The organism is Streptomyces mashuensis, from assembly GCF_014654785.1.
Lineage (GTDB): Bacteria > Actinomycetota > Actinomycetes > Streptomycetales > Streptomycetaceae > Streptomyces > Streptomyces mashuensis.
Genome location: NZ_BNBD01000001.1, coordinates 400278 through 419912 on the forward strand (window position 1 = coordinate 400278; position 19635 = coordinate 419912).

At 73.4% G+C, this 19635-nt stretch carries 17 protein-coding genes; 5 read left to right on the forward strand and 12 right to left on the reverse strand.

The genetic code is table 11. The features are described 5' to 3' along the window. Positions 1-6: 6 nt before the first annotated feature. The 5 genes from IE305_RS01500 to tatA all read right to left on the reverse strand — a co-directional run bounded on the left by IE305_RS01500 (position 7) and on the right by tatA (position 2829). On the reverse strand, positions 7-369 hold the full coding sequence (locus IE305_RS01500) for a hypothetical protein (protein ID WP_190127504.1): 363 nt from the start codon (positions 367-369) through the stop codon (positions 7-9). Between the two features lie 123 nt (positions 370-492). Then, positions 493-1629: a VIT1/CCC1 transporter family protein gene (locus IE305_RS01505; RefSeq protein ID WP_190127505.1), complete on the reverse strand. Its 1137-nt coding sequence runs from the start codon at positions 1627-1629 to the stop codon at positions 493-495. An 83-nt stretch (positions 1630-1712) separates the two neighbouring features. After that, positions 1713-1979, reverse strand: coding sequence for a GlsB/YeaQ/YmgE family stress response membrane protein (locus IE305_RS01510; RefSeq protein ID WP_190127506.1), 267 nt, complete (start codon positions 1977-1979; stop codon positions 1713-1715). Positions 1980-1984: 5 nt separating this feature from the next. Continuing rightward, the gene (locus IE305_RS01515) at positions 1985-2560 is read right to left on the reverse strand and encodes a TerD family protein (RefSeq protein ID WP_190127507.1); all 576 of its coding nucleotides are present in this window, start codon (positions 2558-2560) and stop codon (positions 1985-1987) included. 107 nt (positions 2561-2667) lie between these two features. After that, positions 2668-2829, reverse strand: coding sequence for a Sec-independent protein translocase subunit TatA (gene tatA / locus IE305_RS01520; protein ID WP_190127508.1), 162 nt, complete (start codon positions 2827-2829; stop codon positions 2668-2670). A 190-nt stretch (positions 2830-3019) separates the two neighbouring features. On the opposite strand from tatA, the gene IE305_RS32730 reads away from it, so the two are divergent. Next, a complete protein-coding gene (locus tag IE305_RS32730) occupies positions 3020-3370 on the forward strand; it encodes an ArsR/SmtB family transcription factor (RefSeq protein ID WP_229890410.1) in 351 nt (116 codons plus the stop codon). A gap of 22 nt (positions 3371-3392) precedes the next feature. On the opposite strand, the gene mgtA is transcribed toward IE305_RS32730, so the two are convergent. After that, complete coding sequence (mgtA, locus tag IE305_RS01530; protein ID WP_190127510.1) at positions 3393-6125, reverse strand: magnesium-translocating P-type ATPase; 2733 nt, start codon at positions 6123-6125, stop codon at positions 3393-3395. A gap of 148 nt (positions 6126-6273) precedes the next feature. On the opposite strand from mgtA, the gene IE305_RS01535 reads away from it, so the two are divergent. Together IE305_RS01535 and IE305_RS01540 are read left to right on the forward strand one after the other, a co-directional pair. After that, a complete protein-coding gene (locus tag IE305_RS01535; protein ID WP_190127511.1) occupies positions 6274-9045 on the forward strand; it encodes a discoidin domain-containing protein in 2772 nt (923 codons plus the stop codon). Between the two features lie 143 nt (positions 9046-9188). Next, positions 9189-10742, forward strand: a complete 1554-nt coding sequence (locus IE305_RS01540) for an FAD-binding oxidoreductase (RefSeq protein WP_373311488.1) — start codon at positions 9189-9191, stop codon at positions 10740-10742. Between the two features lie 3 nt (positions 10743-10745). Here the strand turns inward: IE305_RS01540 and IE305_RS01545 are convergent, their stop codons facing one another. From IE305_RS01545 to IE305_RS01560, 4 genes are read right to left on the reverse strand one after another with little or no spacing between them, the layout of a single operon-like run. Further along, positions 10746-10991, reverse strand: a complete 246-nt coding sequence (locus IE305_RS01545; protein ID WP_190127512.1) for a hypothetical protein — start codon at positions 10989-10991, stop codon at positions 10746-10748. Between the two features lie 4 nt (positions 10992-10995). Continuing rightward, a complete protein-coding gene (locus tag IE305_RS01550; RefSeq protein WP_190127513.1) occupies positions 10996-12498 on the reverse strand; it encodes a hypothetical protein in 1503 nt (500 codons plus the stop codon). A 22-nt stretch (positions 12499-12520) separates the two neighbouring features. After that, positions 12521-13609, reverse strand: coding sequence for a M14 family metallopeptidase (locus IE305_RS01555; RefSeq protein WP_190127514.1), 1089 nt, complete (start codon positions 13607-13609; stop codon positions 12521-12523). Between the two features lie 48 nt (positions 13610-13657). Then, positions 13658-13981, reverse strand: a complete 324-nt coding sequence (locus IE305_RS01560; protein WP_190127515.1) for a hypothetical protein — start codon at positions 13979-13981, stop codon at positions 13658-13660. A 194-nt stretch (positions 13982-14175) separates the two neighbouring features. Here IE305_RS01560 and IE305_RS01565 point away from each other — a divergent pair, with 194 nt between their 5' ends. Then, positions 14176-14493 (forward strand): hypothetical protein, encoded by a 318-nt coding sequence (locus IE305_RS01565; RefSeq protein WP_190127516.1) that lies wholly within the window; start codon positions 14176-14178, stop codon positions 14491-14493. 11 nt (positions 14494-14504) lie between these two features. Then, positions 14505-17729 (forward strand): ATP-binding protein, encoded by a 3225-nt coding sequence (locus IE305_RS01570; protein WP_190127517.1) that lies wholly within the window; start codon positions 14505-14507, stop codon positions 17727-17729. Between the two features lie 19 nt (positions 17730-17748). Here the strand turns inward: IE305_RS01570 and IE305_RS01575 are convergent, their stop codons facing one another. Next, entirely contained in the window at positions 17749-18906 is a 1158-nt protein-coding gene (locus IE305_RS01575; RefSeq protein ID WP_190127518.1) for a magnesium and cobalt transport protein CorA, read from the reverse strand. Between the two features lie 88 nt (positions 18907-18994). Next, the gene (locus tag IE305_RS01580) at positions 18995-19615 is read right to left on the reverse strand and encodes a TetR/AcrR family transcriptional regulator (RefSeq protein WP_190127519.1); all 621 of its coding nucleotides are present in this window, start codon (positions 19613-19615) and stop codon (positions 18995-18997) included. Between the last annotated feature and the right edge of the window lie 20 nt (positions 19616-19635).

Sequence of the window (19635 nt, forward strand, 5' to 3'; positions counted from 1 at the left end):
GGTCCCTCACGACGTACGGACGAGCAGCCAGGCGTTCGGGGACAGGCTCGGGACCGGCGAGTACTGGCAGCTGCCCGACCAGTACGTCTGTCTGATGGTCCAGCCGGCGGGCGGGTAGGTCGAGGCGCAGGCGTTGACCTGGGTGCCGACCGGAAGGCCCGTCAGTTGCTTGATCTGCTTGGAGTTCGGGCTGCTACCCGGGCAGGTGCCGGTGGTCCACCACTGGGTGTCGACCCAGCCGGTGGGCGTCAGGGTCGAGGCGCACACGTTGAGCGTGTCGCCCGGGGCGGCCTGGGCGGGGGCCGCGGCGACGGCGGTGGCGGCAGCCGCCGCGAAAGCCAGGGCGAGGACGCGGGCACGCTGTCTCATCGGTTCCTCCGGGAGGGGACAGGTGGGGACGAGTGCGATGGCGGTGCACAGCCTCTCCGCCCGCAGCCCCTGTCACCAGTGCGTTTCCGGCCGTGCCCTTCCGGCCACGGCACCGCGCGGGCGTCACGACACCGACGTACCGAGCAGCCGTCCCGCGCCGAACGTGACCGCCGCCGCCAGCGCCCCCACCAGCAGCTGCCGGCCCGCGGAGCGCCACGGCGAGCGGCCGTTGAGCAGGCCGATGCCGGCGCCCACCGCGCACAGCGAGACCAGGAACAGGCAGACCGCCGCCACGAACGCCGGCGTTCCCGACGTCACGAGGTAGGGGAGGATGACGACCAGCGCGCCCAGCGCGAACGTGAGCAGGCTGGAGGCCGCCGCCGACCACGGCGAGCCGAGGGCGTCCGGGTCGAGGCCCAGCTCCTCGCGGGCGAGGGTGTCCAGCGCCACGTCCCGGTCGTTCATGATGGTGTCCGCGACCCGCCGGGCCTCCTGCCGGCTGAGCCCCTTGGCGCGGTAGAGGAGCACCAGTTCGTCGCGCTCGGACTCGGGGTCCTCCTCCAGCTCCCGGCTCTCCAGGCCGATCTCCCGCTCGTACATCTCCCGCTGGCCGGACATCGAGACGTACTCGCCGGCCGCCATGGAGAACGCGCCCGCCAGCAGCCCCGCCACCCCGGCCAGGACGAGGGCGGTGCGGGAGGAGCCGGAGCCGGCGAAGCCCATGACCAGGGCGGTGTTGGAGACCAGCCCGTCGCTGACCCCGAACACCGCCGCCCGCAGCGCACCCGAGCGGTCGCCGCGGTGCCACGTCTCGCGCCGGGCGATGCCCGCCCGCGGGTCCGGCCGGCCCTCGGCGAGGCGGGACAGGGTGCGGGCGTGCCCGCGTTCCTCCCCGGCCATGCCGGGTGCGGCGTCCGGCTCGGCGTCGTACGTACCGGCGTCGGCCTTCTCCGCCCGTTCCACCAGCGGCAGCACGGCCGCCGTCGACCAGCGGTCGGCGACCAGACCGAGCAGCCGGGTGCGCCACGGCACCCGGCCGGGCGGCGGCACCTCGGCGCCGGCGGCCCGCAGCTTGTCCTCCCAGTGCGCCGCGTGCCGGCGCTCCACCGCGGCCAGCTCCCGCAGCACCTCGCGGCGTTCGCCGGTCTCGGCGCGGGCCAGCCGCTCGTACAGCGCCGCCGCCTCGCGCTCGCCGCGCAGGAGCTCCCGCCACCGCCGCAGCCGTGCGGCCGTGGGCTGCTCACCGGCGGGGTCGGGCATGGCGGCTCCTCGGCGGGTCGCCGGCGCCGGTCGGCGCCGGTCCCCGGCTCCGACGGTAGCGGGCGCCCCGGGAGGCCGCGCGCTCAGTCGCGCGAGTTGCCGAAGAGGAGGCGGTAGAGGATCAGCAGCACGAGTGAGCCGCCGATCGCGGCCGCCCACGTCGCGCCGTCGAAGAAGTGCTTGGTGACCGGCCGGTGCAGGAAGTGCGCCGAGAGCCAGCCGCCGACGAACGCGCCGGCGATGCCGATGACGGTGGTGCCGATGAGGCCGCCGGGGTCCCGGCCGGGCAGCAGCACCTTGGCGATGGCGCCGGCCAGCAGCCCCAGCACGATCCAGCTGACGATGCCCATGGCCGTCAGACCCGTACGCCGAAGTCCTGGGCGATGCCGCGCAGGCCGGACGCGTAGCCCTGCCCGATGGCGCGGAACTTCCACTCCGCGCCGTGCCGGTACAGCTCGCCGAAGACCATGGCCGTCTCGGTGGAGGCGTCCTCGGTCAGGTCGTAGCGGGCGATCTCCCGGCCGTCGGCCTGGTTGACGACCCGGATGAACGCGTTCCGGACCTGGCCGAAGCTCTGGCCGCGCTGCTCGGCCTCGTAGATGGAGACCGGGAAGACGACCTTGGCGACCTCGGCCGGGACCGTGGCCAGGTTGACCTGGATCTGCTCGTCGTCGCCGTCCCCGCCGCCGGTGAGGTTGTCGCCGGAGTGCACCACGGAGCCCTCGGGGCTGCGCAGGTTGTTGAAGAAGACGAAGTGCTGGTCCGAGACGACCTTCCCGGCCGTGTCGCACAGCAGGGCCGAGGCGTCCAGGTCGTAGTCCGCGCCGGTCGTCGTGCGCACGTCCCAGCCGAGCCCGACCGTGACGGCGGTCAGCCCCGGGACCTCCTTGCTCAGCGAGACGTTGCCGCCCTTGGCCAGGGTGACTGCCATGCGTCCTCCAATGATCGTGGTGGTGTGCCCGCCCGCCACAACGCGGGGCGGAGCCGTATGGTTCCCGGGTTGCGCAAATGATGAAACGAACGTCCGTGGTCGCCCCCTCAGGGTTCGTTCTTCATGGCCTTCGCCTCGCTCTTGAGGATGCGCAGGGACTTGCCGAGGGCGCGGGCCGTGTCCGGCAGCTTCTTCGAGCCGAACAGCAGCATGCCCACGACCACCACGATCAGAAGGTGCCACGGTTCCAGACCGTTCCTGAGAAGCATGCTCGCTCTCCTCTCCCGCCAACTCTTGCCGTATTGCGCAACTGTACAACCGACGGGGATCCGCGGACGAAGTACGGCTGATCCGGCCGGTCCTTCCCCCGCCCGCCGGGGGTGTGCCACCGGCACCCCCGCTCCGGTGCGTAGGCTAGGGGCCGTACGCACCAGGCCGCAGGAGGAAGAGGAGGTACGGGTGACGTCGACGAGCGCCGGGCCGGGCGATCCCGCGCCCGAGGTCCTCCAGGAGGCCGCCGCCGTCTTCGGCCTGCTCGCCTCGCCCGTCCGCCTGCACATCCTGTGGCTCCTCGCCCAGGGCGAGCACAACGTCACCAGCCTCGCCGAACGTGTCGGCCACGCCCTGCCCGCCGTCAGCCAGCACCTGGGCAAGCTGCGCCTCGCCGGGCTCGTGGACGCCCGCCGCGCCGGCCGCCACACGGTGTACTTCGCCAGCGACCCGGCCGTCGGCGCCATGGTCGAGCAGGTCGTCGGCGGCGCCGGCGAGCCGTCCGCCCCGCCCCGCCGCCTGCGCAGCGCCACGGCCTGAGACACCCTGGAGCAACCGGGGCCTACGCCTCCCGCGCCGCCATCCGCCGCTCGTACCGCTTCCGCACCGTCACCAGCGCCAGCGCGTACAGCGACAGCACCGCCGCCAGCTCCAGGTAGTAGACGACCGGCAGGGCCGACATGCCCAGCGCCGCGCCCAGCGGCGACAGCGGCAGCAGCAGCCCCGCCACCGCCAGCGCCCCGGCCGCCCAGCCCACCGGGCCCACGCCACGGCCACCGCCCCCGGCGGTGCCCTCGGCCGTCCGGCGGCCCGTGTGCAGCACCACCATCACCAGCGCCTGCGTGAGCAGGTTCTCCGTGAACCAGCCGGAGTGGAACACCAGCTCGTCGTCCCAGCCGCCCGGCCCGCAGAACGAGCCCACCAGCACCCCGAACGTCGCCAGGTCCGCCACCGCGTTGAGCAGCCCGAAGCCGGTGATGAAGCGCAGCAGGTCGCGCGGGCGCAGCACGGCCGGCCGGCGCTCCGCCGCCCGCCGGGCCGGGCTGTAGGCGAACGCGAGCTGCGCGGCGTCGAAGCACAGGTTCTGCACCAGCACCTGCGCGGGCAGCATCGGCAGGAACGGCAGCAGCACGCCGACCGCCAGCATCGCGATCACGTTGCCGACGTTGGACGAGAGCGTCACCCGCAGGTACGCCGCGATGTTGCCGCTCGCGTGCCGGCCGGCGGAGAGGGCGTGGCCGATGCCCGTCAGGTCCTTCGGGCCGGGAGAATGCGGACCATCGGGCCCCGCCGGCCCCCCGAGCACCACGTCCGCGCTCTCCCGCGCCACGTGCACGGCGTCGCGCGGGCAGATGCCCACGTCGGCGGCGCCCAGCGCCGGCAGGTCGTTGGCGCCGTCGCCCAGGAAGCCGGTGGTGCGGCCCGTGGCGCGCAGCGCGGCGACGATGCGCGCCTTGTGCTCGGGGGTGCAGCGCGCGAAGACCGTGGTGTCCCGCACGGCGACGGCGAGTTCCTCGTCGCTCATGGCGTCCACGCGGTCGGCGGTGAGCATCCCGCCGACGTCCAGGCCCAGGTCGTGGCAGGCCCGCGCCGCCGTGCCGGGGTGGTCGCCGGTGAGCACCTTCACCGTGACGCCGCGGTCGGCGAGGACGCGCAGCGCGTCCGCCGCCGTGTCGGTCACCGCGTCCCGCAGGGTGACGAAGCCGCGGAACGTCAGCCCCCGCTCGTCGGCCGGGGTCCAGTCGCGCAGCCGGGCCCGGCGCTCGGCGGTGGCGATGGCCAGCAGCCGTACGCCGCGCGCGGCCTCCCGGTCCGCGAGGGCGTGCAGCCGCTCGCGCTCGCCGTCCGCCAGCGCGCAGCGGTCGAGGACGGCCTCGACGGCGCCCTTCACCACGAGCAGGTGCGTGCCGAGCCGGCCGGGTGCCAGGACGACGGCCGTGGTCAGCCGGCGCACCGGGTCGAACGGCAGCGCGGCCACGCCCTCGTACCGCAGTGCCTCCTCCTCGTCCGCCGCGTCGAGGATCGCCTCGTCCAGCGAGTCGGGGAGTGGCAGGTCGGCGAGGTGCAGCGTCCACCACGCGTTGACGGCCGCGAGGCCCAGCACCTCCGGGTCGTCCCGGCCTGCGGCGTCCAGCGCCCGGTCCACGACGGGCCGGTCCTGGGTGAGGGTGCCCGTCTTGTCGAGGCACAGCACTTCCATGGCGCCGAGGTCGTGCAGCGCGGGCAGCCGCTTGACGATCACGCCGTGCCGCCGCGCCAGCAGGGACGCGCCGCGGGCCAGGCACGTGGTGACGACGACGGGCAGCATCTCCGGCGTCAGCGCCACCGCGACCGCCATCGCGAACGGCAGCGTCTCCAGGCCCCGGCCGCGCAGCGCCGCGTTGGCCATGAGGACCAGCGGCGGCGTCAGCAGCATGAACCGCACGAGGATCAGCGAGACGCCGCGCACCGAGGTCTGGAACGCCCCGGGCCCGCGCCGGTGGCGGCCGGCGTGCGCGGTCGCGAGGTGCGTGCGCGCGCCGGTGGCCGTCACGACCGCCGTGCCGCTGCCGGCGGTGACGCTGGTGCCCTGGAAGCACAGGTGGGGCCGCAGGTACGGGGCGCCGTCGGCGGGGCCCGGCGCGTCGACGGGGTGCTTGGGCACGGGCGCCGACTCGCCGGTGAGGGCCGCCTGGTGCACGTGCAGCCCGGTGGCGCGGAGCAGCCGTACGTCGGCGGGTACGGGTTCGCCGGGGCCGAGCAGCACGACGTCGCCCGGCACGAGCTGGTCGACGGGTACCTCGCGCGGCACCGGGGGCCCGTCCTCGCCGGAGCGGCGCAGCACGGTGGCGGTGGTGGCGATCAGGTCGCGCAGCCGTGACACCGCCCGGTCCGCCCGGTGCTCGCCGAGCGAGCACAGCGCGCAGCTGACCATGACGAGGAAGATGATGACGCCGGCGGTGCCCCAGGACGCGACGGCCGCCGAGACGAGGCCGAGGCCGAGCAGCACGGCGGTGAACGGGTCGCGCAGCCCGCGCAGCACGCGCCGGGGCCACGACGGCGGGCGCCAGTCCGGCGGCGTGTTCTCGCCGAAGCGGGCGAGCCGCTCCTCGGCGGCCTCGTCGGTCAGCCCGCGCGGTCCGCTGTCGAGGGTCCGCAGCACTTGGAGGGCGGTCGCCGACGCGAGGTCCGGCCCGCTGCCGGTGTCCGGGCCGGGGTCTTTGCCGGCGCCGGGCCCCCGGCCGCCCGGTCCGCGCCCCGCCGGGATCGCCGGAGCCGCGACGTGCGGGCCCACGGCCGTGGTGCTCTCAGCCACCGTGTCCTCCGTCGTGCCCGGCCGTCGAGTGAGCCCACTCAGTCTAAGAGCTTCAAGAGTTGTACAAACGGGGCCACCTGTTGACGGTGTACGTTCATGAAATTTAAGGTCGCCGGACTCTTGGACGAGATCAAGACGACGGAGAACAATGACGTACTCCCGCAGGGCGCGACCGCGTCCGGCCCGCCTGACCTCCCTGGCCTCCCTCACCTCCTGCCTGCTCGCCGGCCTCCTCGTGGCCCCCGCACCGCCCGCGGCCGCGGCCCCACCGGCGGTCCCGCCCGCCGCCGCCCCGCCCGTCGCCGGCTGCCGCACCGGCGACGGCTGGACCCTCGACTCCACCCGCCTCACCGGCGACGACACCCACCACGCCTACGTCGGCAACGGCTACCTGGGGCAGCGCGTGGCGCCCAACGGCGCCGGCTACACCGACAGCGGCGCCAAGACCGGCTGGCCGCTCTTCACCCCCGCCTACGACGGCTCCTTCGTCTCCGGGCTCTACGCGTACAACCCGCGGACCGCCGCCGGCCGGCAGGCCGTCGCCGCCCTCCCCACCTGGACCGGCCTCACCGTCGCCACCGGCGGCGCCCACGGCGACACCTTCGACTCTTTGACACAATCCGGACGAATATCCGGCTACCGGCAGACCCTCTTCCAGCACTGCGGCCTCGTCCGCACCTCCCTCACCTGGACCGCTGCCGACGGCCGGCGGACCGACCTCGTCTACGAGGTCCTGGCCGACCGCGACGACGCCCACACCGCCGCCGTACGGCTGAGCATGACCCCGCGCTGGAGCGGCGAGGCCACCGTCACCGACCTCCTCGACGGCCGCGGCGCCCGCCGCATGCGGCAGACCGGCGGCGGCGACCGGACCGACCGCACCGATCGCACCGCCACGGCAGCCGGCCGGAACGCCCCGGACGGCCGGACCATGGACGTCACGTTCCGCACCGACGGCACGAACACCGACGGAGCCGTCGCCTCCACCCTGCGTGCCGGCAACGGCGTACGGCCGGCCAAGGCCGAAGCAGCGTCACCTACCAAGGATCTGACGGTGCGCCAGTCCCTCACCTTCCCCGTCCGCGCCGGCCACGCCTACGAACTCACCAAGTACGTGGGCGTCGACACCGCCCTGACCTCGCACACGCCCCGGCAGGACGCCACCGCCGCGTCCCAGCGTGCCGCCCGCCGCGGCTGGGACGGGCTGCTGCGCGCCCACGCCGCCGCCTGGGCCCGCCTGTGGCGCTCCACCATCGAGGTGCCGGGGCAGCGCGACCTCCAGACCTGGGTGCGCTCCGCCCAGTACGGGCTGCTGTCCAGCACCCGCGAGGGCGCGTCCAACAGCATCGCCCCCGCCGGCCTGACCAGCGACAACTACGCGGGCCTGGTCTTCTGGGACGCCGAGACGTGGATGTACCCGGCCCTGCTGGCCACCGCGCCCGGCCTCGCCCGGACCGTCGTCGACTACCGCTACCGCACCCTCCCCGGCGCGCGCGAGAACGCCCGCAAGCTCGGCTACCAGGGCCTCTTCTACCCGTGGAACAGCGGCAGCGACGGCGACCTGGGCCGCGAGTGCCACAGCGTCGACCCGCCCCACTGCCGCACCCAGATCCACCTCCAGTCGGACATCTCCCTCGCCACCTGGCAGTACTACCTCGCCACCGGCGACACCGCCTGGTTGCGCGAACGCGGCTGGCCCGTCCTCAAGGGCATCGCCGAGTTCTGGGCCGGCCGCGTCACCCCCAACGCCGACGGCAGCTACTCGATCCGCGACACCGCCGGCCCCGACGAGTACAGCAACGGCGTGAACGACGCCGTCTTCACCAACGCCGGCGCCGCCACCGCCCTCCGCAACGCCACCCGGGCCGCCCGGTTCCTCGGCGAACGCGCTCCGGGGGAGTGGACGACCATTGCCGACCGCATCCGCATCCCCTACGACAAGAGCCGCGGCGTCTACGAGCAGTACGACGGCTACCGCGGCAGCACCATCAAGCAGGCCGACACCGTCCTGCTGATGTACCCCCTGGAATGGCCCATGCCGCAGGGCGCCGCCGCCCGCACCCTCGACTACTACGCGGGGCGCACCGACCCCGACGGCCCCGCCATGACGGACTCCGTCCACGCCGTCGACGCCGCCGGCGCGAACGAGCCCGGCTGCTCGACGTACACCTACCTCCAGCGCGCCATCAGGCCGTTCGTCCGCGGCCCGTTCGCCCAGTTCTCCGAGGCCCGCGGCGCCAAGGCCGGTGCCGAGGACCCGCTGGCCGGCTCGCCCGCCCACGACTTTCTCACGGGCAAGGGCGGCTTCCTGCAGATCTTCACCAACGGCCTCACCGGCCTGCGGATCCGCGAGGACCGGGTCCACCTCGACCCGGTGCTGCCCCCGCAGCTCGGCCGCGGCGTCACCCTGCGCGGCCTGCACTGGCAGGGCCGCACGTACGACATCGCGATCGGCGCCCACGACACCACCGTGCGGCTCACCGACGGCGCGCCCATGACCCTGGACACCCCGCAGGGCACGCGCGTCCTCGGCCGGTCCGCGCCCGTCGTCCTCAAGACCCGCCGCCCCGACCTGGCCCCCACGGCCAACACCGCCCGCTGCACGGCCGCCTCCGCCTCCTCCGAGGAGCCCGGCCTGTACGCGGCCGCCGCCGTCGACGGCAACCCGGCCACGGCCTGGGTCCCCGACGGCCGGGACGGCGAACTGACCACCGACCTCGGCAGGTCCGTACGCGTCACCACGGTCACCCCCCAATGGAGCGGCCCCGCCCCGGCCTCGTACGAGGTCCGGCTCTCCACCGACGGCCGGCACTGGCACGCAGCCACCGGCGCGGTGAACGCGCGCTACGTACGGGTGGTGGTGCACGGACAGAACAGCGCGACGGCCCGCACGGGCATCGCCGAGCTGACGGTCTCGTAGCCCCACGGACATGCGGAAATGGGCGGGTGCGGGGAGGAACCACCTCCCCCCGCCCGCCCATCTGTTTGATCAACGGGGACCCGGCAAGGCGCACTCGCGCACGGCACAGCACGGCACAGCACCAGGGCAGGCAGGTAATCGGCATGGCCATCGGCAGGCGCACACTCCTCGCGGCGGGCACCGGAGCGGCGGCGACCGCCGCCGTCGCCCTCACCACGGGCACCGGCAGGGCGGGGGCCGCCCCCACGAAGAAAGCGGGCACCCGCGACTGGACCGCCCTCGGCAAGGGCCTCGCCGGCGGCCTCGTACGCCCCGGCGACGCCGCGTACCCCACCGCCCGCCAGCTGTACAACACCCGCTTCGACGGGCTGCGCCCGGCCGGCATCGCCTACGTGGCCGGCACCGCGGACATCGCCGAGGCGCTGGCCTTCGCCCGCCGCTTCTCCATACCCGTCTCGATACGCAACGGCGGCCACAGCTACGCCGGCTGGTCCAGCGGCAACGACCGGCTCGTCATCGACGTGTCGCGGCTGCGGACCGTCCGCACGCCGAGCGCGTCCACCGCGGTCGTCGGCGCCGGCGCCAAGCTCGTCGACGTCTGCACGTCCCTCGCCGCGCACGGCGTCACCATCCCCGCCGGCTCCTGCCCCACCGTGGGCGTCTCCGGGCTCACCCTCGGCGGCGGCCACGGCATCCTCTCCCGGGCCTACGGCCTGACCTGCGACAGCCTCACCGGCGCCACGCTCGTCACCGCCGACGGCAGGACCGTCGACTGCGACGCGACGCGCAACACCGACCTGTTCTGGGCCCTGCGCGGCGCCGGCAACGGCAACTTCGGCGTCGTCACCGAACTCCGCTTCCGTACGCACGCCGTGGGCGAGGGCGTCACCGGCTACGTCTCCTTCCCGTGGTCCAAGGCCGCCGCCGTGGTGCGGGCCTGGCAGGAGTGGGGGCCGGGGCGGCCGGACGAGATCTGGTCCGCGTGCGACCTGTCGGCCGCCGCGGGCGGCACCCCGCACATCTCCGTCGCCGCGTTCACCGTCGGCGCGCAGCAGGACCTGGCCAACGCCCTCGACGAGCTGACCGGCAAGGTGGCCAGGGCGACCGGCGGCAGCGCCGGCATCGGCACCGTACGGCTGCGGCGCCGGCCGTTCCTCGACACCGTGCGCGCGTACGCCGGCTGCGGCGACAAGCCCACCGACCAGTGCCACCTGCCGGGCACCACGCCCGGCCGCGAGAAGGCGGGCAAGCTGGAGCGCGAGACGTACGCGGCCTGCTCCGCCTTCTTCGACCGCTCGCTCGACACGGCGGGCGTCCGTACGCTCCTCGACCAGCTGGAACGCTTCGGCCGCGGCGTCAAGGGCGGCGGCGCCTCGGTGCAGCTGACCGCCCTGGGCGGCGCGGTCAACCGCGTCGACCCGCTGGCCACGGCGTTCGTGCACCGGCGGTCGCGGATGCTTGCGCAGTACCTGACGTCGTGGGCGGCCGGCGGGGCCGGCACGGCACAGACAGCCTGGCTGGACGGCATGCACGACGCGATGCGCCGCCACGCCTCGGGCGCCGCCTACCAGAACTACACCGACCCGGGCCTGAAGGACTGGCGGAAGGCGTACTACGGCGACGCGGCGGACCGGCTGACGAAGCTGAAGCGGCAGTACGACCCGGGCCGGCTCTTCGACTTCCCGCAGGCGCTCTAGCCCTCACTGCTCCTCGACGGTCCAGTCGGTGACGAAGAAGTACTGCCGGTCCACCTCGCCCTCGGCCTCCACCTCGCGGCCGGCGAGGTGGCTCACGTCGTCGCTCGCCTGGAAGGGGTTCGCGCCGGGCAGCCGCACCACGTAGGCGTGGTCGTCGCCGGTGTGCAGGACGAGCGCGTCGCGTTCGCTCTTGGAGCCCACGTCGACGCGCTCGTAGGAGAGCCTGCCGCGCAGTCGCCTCGTCGCCACCGGGTCACCGGGCCTCGTACTCGTCCACGGACACGATGTCGCCCTCGTGCTCGCGGACGACCACGACGACGTCGGTGGGCACCGGCGCGCCCGGGTCGCGCCGGGCGTGCAGGAGGTGCTGGCGGGGCGGCTGCCCGAAGGACTTCTGCGCCTGGCCCTCGTGCTGCCACACCTCGGCGAACGAGGACACGGCGGCGGTCGGCGGCAGGTCGTGCCGCTCGGCGATCTCGCGCAGGCGCGCGGTGAGCGCGGCGTCGCGTTCGGCGTCGGGGAGCGGCTCCGGTACGGACACGGACTGCTCCAGGACGTGGGCGAAGAGCCGGGCCTCCCGGCGGCGGTCGGTGCGGGCGGCGCCCGGGTCCGTCCCGGCGACGAGCTTGGTGGGGGCCTGCACCGGCTTGACCGAGGGGTCGCCGAGGAGGACGAACTGCGCGAGGGTCTTGAGGTCCACCGGATCGAGGCGGCCCTTGAGCTTGACGTAGTCCAGCCGCGCCTTGAGCGCGGCGTAGCCGCCGGACTGGCCCTGGAGGAGCTCCCGCACGAGGTACTGGGTGATGAGGTCGGCCTGGTCGCAGCTGTCGGCGGGCCCGTAGGCGATGGTGGTGCTGCCGAAGAAGACGAGGGCGCCGCTGCCGAGGTAGGTGTTGCACAGCGGCAGGTGCGGGGCGGCCGGCGGCGGGTAGAGCTCGGCGCCGTAGCAGCACTCGGCCGCCAGGACCGTCCCGCCGGTGAGATGCCGGTCGACGTCGCCGGCCTTGAGGGCCACGGGGTAGCCGGCGGGGCCCTGCCCGTACCACTGGGGGTCCTTGGCGGCGCCGTGGCAGTTGACGAAGTGGCTCCGGCAGGCCAGGGGCCCGGGCTGCCACGGTGATCCGCCGGGCGGGATCAGGTGCAGGGCGGACGCGTCACCGAAGAGCGTCGCCAGGTTCTCGCGCGTCGACTTCTCCCACACGGCGGCGGACAGCCCGAAGTACCCCTCGTACGCCCCGCGGTCCGCGGGTGCGGCGGCAGCGGCCCGCCCGAGGAGCCCGGCCAGGTAGGCCGGGTCGTGCCCGCCGGTCACGTCGGGCAGCCGGCCCACGACGCGGCTGGGCGCCGTGTACCGGCCCGGCTCCTGCCCGCCCGCCTCGTACGGGGTCTCGCAGGCGTACGGCAGGTCGCTGGGGACGACCGGGTCGTCGTCGGGGGCGTGGTTCTTCAGCGGGACGTGGGGGATGACGTCGCGGCTCCCCAGGAGCAGCAGGTAGTCGGGGCCGGCCGCGTGGCAGACGGCGTCGACGGCGTCCTTGTTCCGGCGCGCGTCGGCGGGGTCGGTCACCGCCTCGGCACCGTAGCGGGCCATGTCGTCCGGGCTGCCGAGGTCGACGACGGTGGTGTCGACGCCCCGGCCGCGGTCGGCCTCCACGAGGGTGGCGAGGGCGGTGCGGAGGGACGTGAGACCCGCCTCGGTGTATCCCTTGTGCTGCATGGCGGCGAAGTTCGCGGCCACGATCTTGGTCGAACTCATGGAAGCACCGGTCCCGTTTCGCTCAGGTCTTCAACGCGGCCAGACAGAACCGGACCAGCCCCGCGTCGACGTCCTTGACGATCCGCTGCATCTCCGCCCACGGGGGGTGGAAGCTGGCGGCGTCGGAGTTCGGGTCCTCCTTGCCCCACTCGATGGTGAAGGCGAGGACCTTGCTCTTGCTGCCGTCGACGATGTGGCGGGAGTAGGCGTAGTCGTCGCTGGTCCCGCAGGTGGGGTAGAGGTGGAAGCCGGACATCGGCGTGTACGTCCCCCCGCGGACGCCGTGCAGCCCCGCGCAGAACTCCTGGGCGAGTTCGAGGGCGGTGTCCGCGTCGGACTCCGGGATGTACTCCGCGTACGCGGTGTCATGGGGCAGGCCGCGCTTCCCGTCGTAGTGGGGGTTGCGGAAGTTCTGATCAGGGTCGGCCGACTGGTTCTCGTCGTCGCCCCAGATGTAGAGCATGTCCTCGGAGTAGCTGTGCACGTCGACGAACCACCGGGTGCCGGCGTAAGTGTCCAGCAGCCAACGGACGTTGCGCGTCTCGGGCTCGGAGAACGGGTGCGGGCCCTGGTACGTCTGGTAGTCGCACGGGTCGTCGGAGACCCGGGGCCCTGCGTTCGGGGCGAAGGCGGTGGTGAAGTCGAAGAGGAAGTCGAAGTTGCGGTTGATGTCGACACCGACGCAGGCCGGACCACCGCTCGCGTGGGCGCGGTTGCGGTTCTTCCGCCACATGGGGTCGGCGGTCTGGCTGTAGTGGCGGCCGTCGGGGTTGACGAGCGGGAAGACAACGACGGACAGCCCGTCCAGCAGGGCCCGGACCTGCGCCGCGTCGAACCGCGTACCGCCGTAGGCGAGCCCGGTGCCGCGCCGGTACGCCTCCAGGAGGTCGGCCGCCAGCAGGACGAGGACTTCGCAGCTGCCCCACTCGCGGGCGTGCACCCCGCCGGTCAGGACGACGCAGTCCTTGCCGCCGTCGGGGGTCGAACCGATTTCGAGGGCGTGGCAGGTCACGCCCTCGACCGACGGCTCCGGAAGCGCGACGAGCCGGCTCAGCTGCGGGTACGCGCCTGCGAGGCGGACCAGGGCCGAGTCGACCTCGGTGGTGTTCAAGTAGCGTGCGTTGCTGTTCGTATGGGCCGGCATGGGAACCTCACCGGATCATTCCTCGACCTTGTCGCCCAGCCCGCGGGGCACGGCCGAGGGATCGGCGAACCGGTCCCCCTCCCCGACCTCGGTCTGCCGGGCCTTGCCGGTGGCGGTGGCATCACCCACCACCTTCACGGTCACCCCTGGCTGCTCCAGCGCCTCGGCCTTCCGCGCGGGCACGTACGCGTCGATGCCGACACTGCCGTCCGCATGCGTACGGGGCCGCCCGCCGACATCGGGGCGCTCGTCACGGAGGAGGGCACGAAGGGTGTCCGCGTCCTTGGCGGTCACGCGGACGCGCAGGATCTTGTCATCGTGGCTGTTGTCGGGGGGCATGGCCTCACGTCCCTCACTGGGTGTCTGCTCTTTCACGGTGCGCCTGGCGGCGGGAGCGGTGTCAAGCGGGGCGGAATTCCGTTATCGCCCGCAACAAAGCGGAGTTGCGCGGGTTTGCCGGTCGTGTGGAGGCGTGCCTACGCTGGTTTCCGGGGGCGAACGGCAACCGTTTCCTCCGGCACGAGGTTCCGACCATGCCCCGGATCATCGGACGGCCCCCAGGGAAGGACTGGCGGCACCGGTCGCGTGCCCCTCTCGTCGTCCGCCGTTACGCGTCGAAGGGCCGGCAGGCCGTCCTCCGCACCGCTCACCTGGTGACCATGCGGTGGTTCGTACGGGGACCGGTGCCCGGTTCGGGGAAGTGGTCGCGCTGCCGGGGAATGCGCGCGGCCTGGCGGTACCTCGCCATGGTGGGGGCGGCCCTCTTCCTGTTCTGGTTCTCGGTGGCCCTGCCGCCCTCGCCGACTACCGCGGCAGCCTGCTGGCCGGGTGGTGCGGCGACAAGGGCATGACCTGCGGAGTGGTGAGCGGCACGCTGAGCCCGCTGCTCAGTCTCGGGTTCGCCACATCGATCTTTCTCCTCTTCTCCTACCCCCGGGTGGAGAGGAGGCTCCGCAGGATCGCACGGCAGGACCCGAGGAGACTGGTGCCCACCGCCGGGTCGGTACTGGAACGGGTCGTCGGCCGCGAGGAGTTGTGCCAGGTACTGGTGCGCACGCTTCAGGACCCCGCCATTCGCCGGCCGTGCCTGCTGGTGGGCGGCGTGGGCACGGGCAAGACCGCCGTCCTCGTGAAGCTGACCGAGATGCTGGCCCACAAGCGTGCCGTCCCTGTCCCGGTGCGGCTGAGGAACGTCGACCAGGACGGGGGACGGTTCGACTTCGCCGAGGCCGGCCGCAGGCGGTTCGGCGAGATGGTGAACTCCGAGATCAGGTCGAACGCCCACGGTGATCGCGTCTGGCGGCAACTGGTGTCGGACGGCAGAGCCGTGGTCATCGCGGACGGGCTGGAGGAGCTGTTCGCGGAGGGCGCCGGGCAGAAGGAGCGCGACGCCGCCATCCGCCGGGCCATCCGCAAGGCGGAGCAGGACCGGCTGCCCCTCGTCATCGCCTCCCGCCCCCACCCTCCGCTGGAGGAGTCGGACGCGGCCCTCATCGACCTGGAACCCCTCAGCGAGGAAGCCGCCCTGGAGTACCTGGCGGAGGATCAGCCGGACGCGGACGGCCTCCGCCTCGACTGGATCGTGGAGACCGCGGCGGTCGCGGAGGCGCCGCTGTACCTCCAGATCACCCGCGACCTGCGGCAGCACCACTGGCTGGAGTACCTCACCAAGAGCAAGGAATGGGAGGACCTGGACACCCGCCGTGCCGACCGGCCGACGCTGCGGCTTCGGCTCCTGGACACGTGGCGGCTGGCGCTGGTCAAGGGGCACATCCACGAGGACTACGCGCTTCCCGCCACCGAACGCGAGCAGACGATCGAAGCCGTCTCGGCGCTGGCCTGCGTCGGGTTGCTGGAGGACAGGCTCGAGGTCCGGTTCGACCAGCTGATCGACCGGCGGGACGGGCCGGCGGCCTCCCGTACCGCGTCCTCCCTGCGACGGAGGCTCAAGCAGTGGCAGCAGGGCGGCGCGCGCACGGCCTCCTCCGCGCAGGCGGACGCGTCCCCCGAGATCTGGGCCGAACTCAAGCGGCGTGTCCGGGGCCTGAGCGGAGACGACGGCATCGAGGCCCTGCCGGACGGAGCCGACATCACCCGCTGCCGCAGCCACCTGGCTCTGTACGCCGCGCAGGCCGAGAACCTGGGCCTGGTCGAGACGACCGGTGCGGGGGTCCGCTTCCCGCACAGCATCCTCCAGGCGTACCTGGGCTCCCGCTTCCTGCGCAGAATACGGCGCGACCACCTGGAAGCGGCGCTGCGCGAGCCCGGCCCCGGCAAGGAACTCCTGGTGGCGCTGGCCCTCAACTCGCGGATGCCGGCGAGAAACCGGCGGCCCGGCACGGCGCCCCTGCTCCTGGCCGCCGCCCAGGCGCGCTGCGACGCCAAGGCGCTCGAGCTCTACACCATGGCCCTTCAGGTCGACCTCATGGAACCGGCGTCCGGCTCCCGGCACCAGGACATCGCCGATTCCCTCCTCCACCGCTGGTCGGACATCACGGTCGGCGACCAGCGATCCCTCGGTGCGGCGAAGGAGTCACTGTCGCACCAGTTCGGGGAGGTGCTCCGCGCGATCGGCGACGCCCGGACGCGGGAGGACCCCGGGTACGGCAGGAAGCCGGCGCTGGAACAGTTCCTCTCGATCGCCTTCAAGGAGCCGCGGCACGCGATCCGGCTGGCGATCGTCCAGGAACTGGGCGCCTGCGGAGACGCCGCCTTCGACATGTTGCGCAACCGCTTCCCGGTGCCCCCGAAGGGCCCTCCGCCGGAGTCGTACGACCCCTGGAAGCAGTACGAGGAGAAGTACCGGAACAAGCAGTACGAGGAGCGGGCGGCGCTCCAGGAATTCAACCGCAGCAACCCGCAGCAGGACAGGCGGACTGCCGACAGGCGGAAGAAGCTGGAGGACGAGTACCGGGAGGAGAAGCGCGTCATCCGGCGGGAGTTCGTCGCCCGGGCGTGGCTCGTCCCCTTGATGGCCGGCTCCGTCACGGACAAGCACCGGCGGCAGGCCATGGAGCGGGTCTCGCTGTGGCTGGCCCACCTCGACTGCGAACGGCTCGGCAGCAACCGCGCCGAGCTGCCGTACACCCTGGAGATCGCCCTCGCCCAGGGCTTCAAGGGCGCGGCCAACCGGCGGTTGCGTCACCGCTGTGCCAACCGCGAGTCCCGCGAGTTCCTCGTGCAGCAGGCCGAGACCCTGCTCGCCCGAGCGCGCTGCTGGTACTCCCAGGTGACGCTCATCCACGCCCTGACGCTGTGGGAGCTCCGGGACGGCACGGGCAACCTTCCCGGCGAGACCGCCGGCACCCCGCGGTACGACGCGCCGCAGGCCGTCCGGCGCTGGGTCGGCATCGCCGGCAGCAAACGGGACCCGCGGAGCCGCAAGCCGGGCGACGTCGGGCCGAAGGGCAAGGAACGGCTGCACCCGTTCGTCGCGGAGGCCGCCGAGCTGGCGGCCCTGGCCCTGGAGACGGGGCACCCGGAGCACTACATCTGGATCGACGAGAGGGGAGCGATGCAGAAGGTCGGCTCCACCCCCGTCGACCCCCGCAACCAGCGCAGGCACAACCTCTGGATCCCCCCGTCGGTCGGCTGGAGCACCCTGCACCCCCGGGCGCAGCAGCTGCTCGCCGACGTGACCCTGTTGCTGAACCTCACCGAGCGGGACGGGGACCCGGACGAGACGGAGACCCGGATCGACCGGGCCAACCACACCACGCTCCCGCCCTGCCTCACCAAGGACCGCGAGCCACTGCGGCCCTCGCACACGGTGGGCCGGGCCGCCACGACCCAACCGGGCAGCACCTGCCTGCGCGACTGCCCCTTCGAAATGTGCCCCTACCCGGCAAAGGGCCAGCAGCCGTGGGCAGAACTCAACGAGCCCTTCTGCCGCCAGCAACAGGCACTGCTCCGCCCGGGCCGCCGCGGCTGGGCCGGCCTGTCCTCCCTGTGGTGGCAGCTCCAGACCCCGTTCCGCCACCGAACGGCCCCGTGGCAGGACATGCCCCGCAAGGAACTGCTCGACTTCTGGTCCAAGATGGCCCTCCGCTCCCGCTCCCACACGAGAAGCGGTGGAACGGACACCTGAGTCCCAGGCGGCCCTGGCTCTACAACCAGTCCCGCCGCTTGAAGATGAAGTACAGGCTCACGCACACCGCGGCCATCAGCAGGATCGCGAAGGGGTAGCCGAAGGCCCACTTCAGTTCGGGCATCGCCTCGAAGTTCATCCCGTAGATCGTTCCCACCAGCGTGGGGGCGAACAGAATGGCCGCCCAGGACGAGATCTTCTTGATCTCCTCGTTCTGCTCGAACCCCGCCTCCGCCAACGCCCGCATTTCCGCGTTCTGCTGTTGCGTGACGAGCGTGGCGTTGACGGCCAGGATGTCGGTGAGGGCCGAGCGGAAGCCGTCTACGCGTTCGCTGGTGTGGGTGACGTGGTCGGCGACGTCGCGGAGGTAGCGTTGGAGTTCCTCGTCGGTGCCGTATTTGGTGAAGCCGGCCATGAGGCCGCGGAGCATGCCGACGAGGGGGCGGGTGGCGCGCTGGAATTCGACCATTTCGCGGGCCAGTTCGTAGATGCGGCGGGAGACCGCGGGGTCGCCGCCGAAGACCTCCGTCTCGATTTCGTCGATGTCGTTCTGCACGCCCGCGACCACCGGGGCGTAGCCGTCGACGACCGCGTCCAGGATGGCGTAGAGGACCGCCTCCGGGCCCAGGGCCAGGAGTTCGGGGGTGGACTCCATGCGGCGGCGGACCGCTGAGAGGTCGGGGGCCGCGCCGTGGCGGACCGTGATGACGAAGTCGGGGCCGACGAAGACGTGGAGTTCGCCGAAGTCGACCTCCTCGGGTGCGTCCAGGTAGCGGGCGGCGCGGAGGACGACGAAGAGGGTGTCGCCGTAGCGTTCCAGCTTGGGGCGCTGGTGGGCTTCGAGGGCGTCCTCGACGGCCAGCTGGTGCAGGTCGAACTCCTCGGCCAGGGAGAGGAGTTCCGCCTCCGTCGGCCGGTGCAGGCCGATCCAGGCCATGCTGTCGGGGCGTTCACGCAGCTGGCGATACGTTTCCGCGAGCGAACCGGGCGTCGCCACGCGCACCCCGTCGCGGTAGACCGCGGCCTGGACGACGGTGCTGCCGGGCGGCGTGGCCGGGCGGTTGTCGTCGCCGGGGGCGGGGGTGGCCGGCGGTGGCGTGCCGCCGCGGGGTGTGGCCGGGCGCAGCCAGGAGGGTTTCCTGGGGGCCTGCCGGCGGCGGGGCGGGCGCTCGGGCATCGTTCGTCTCCCTGCTCGCTCGTCGCTGGACGCGGACCGCTCCAACGCGAACAGGATATACGTCCCGAAAGGAGCGGAGCCGGGGTGGTCAGGCGGCCGTGACCAGGGACTCCAGGTGCCGCCGCAGGACCTGCCGCATCGCCTCCGGCGTGACCCGGCCGGGCTGGGCGACGGCCTGGACGGTGAGCCCGTCGAGGAGCGCGGACAGCCGGCGGACCTCCACGGGGAGGTCGGCGTCCTCCGCTACGCGGCCGGCCCGCCGCGCCCCGTCCAGGACGCGGGTCAGCAGGTCGTCCATGGCTGCGTGGAGCTCGTCGGCGTGCCGGCGCAGTGCGGGGCGGAGCCGGGCGGCCGTGGTGAAGGCCAGCCACAGCGCGGCCTCCTCGCGCCGCTCGTCGTCCAGGGGCAGGAATTCGGCCAGCAGCCTCTCCACGTCGGCCCGGCGGCTCCCTCCGGGGCGTGGGGCGTCCAGGAGCCGCTGGACGTGGGCCCGGCACCGGTCGCCGATGCTGCGCGAGAGCTCGCCCATGGCGAAGAGCATCAGCTCGGAGTGGTCGTCGAAGTAGTGCCGCACCGAGCCGACGGCGAGCCCGGCCTCCTCGGCGACGTTGCGGAGGGAGGCGTGTTCCAGCCCCTCGCGGGCGGCGACGCGCAGTACGGCGTCGGCGACGGCCTGGCGGCGCGCCTCACGGTCGACGATCTTCGGCATGGGGTGTTTATAGCACGGGT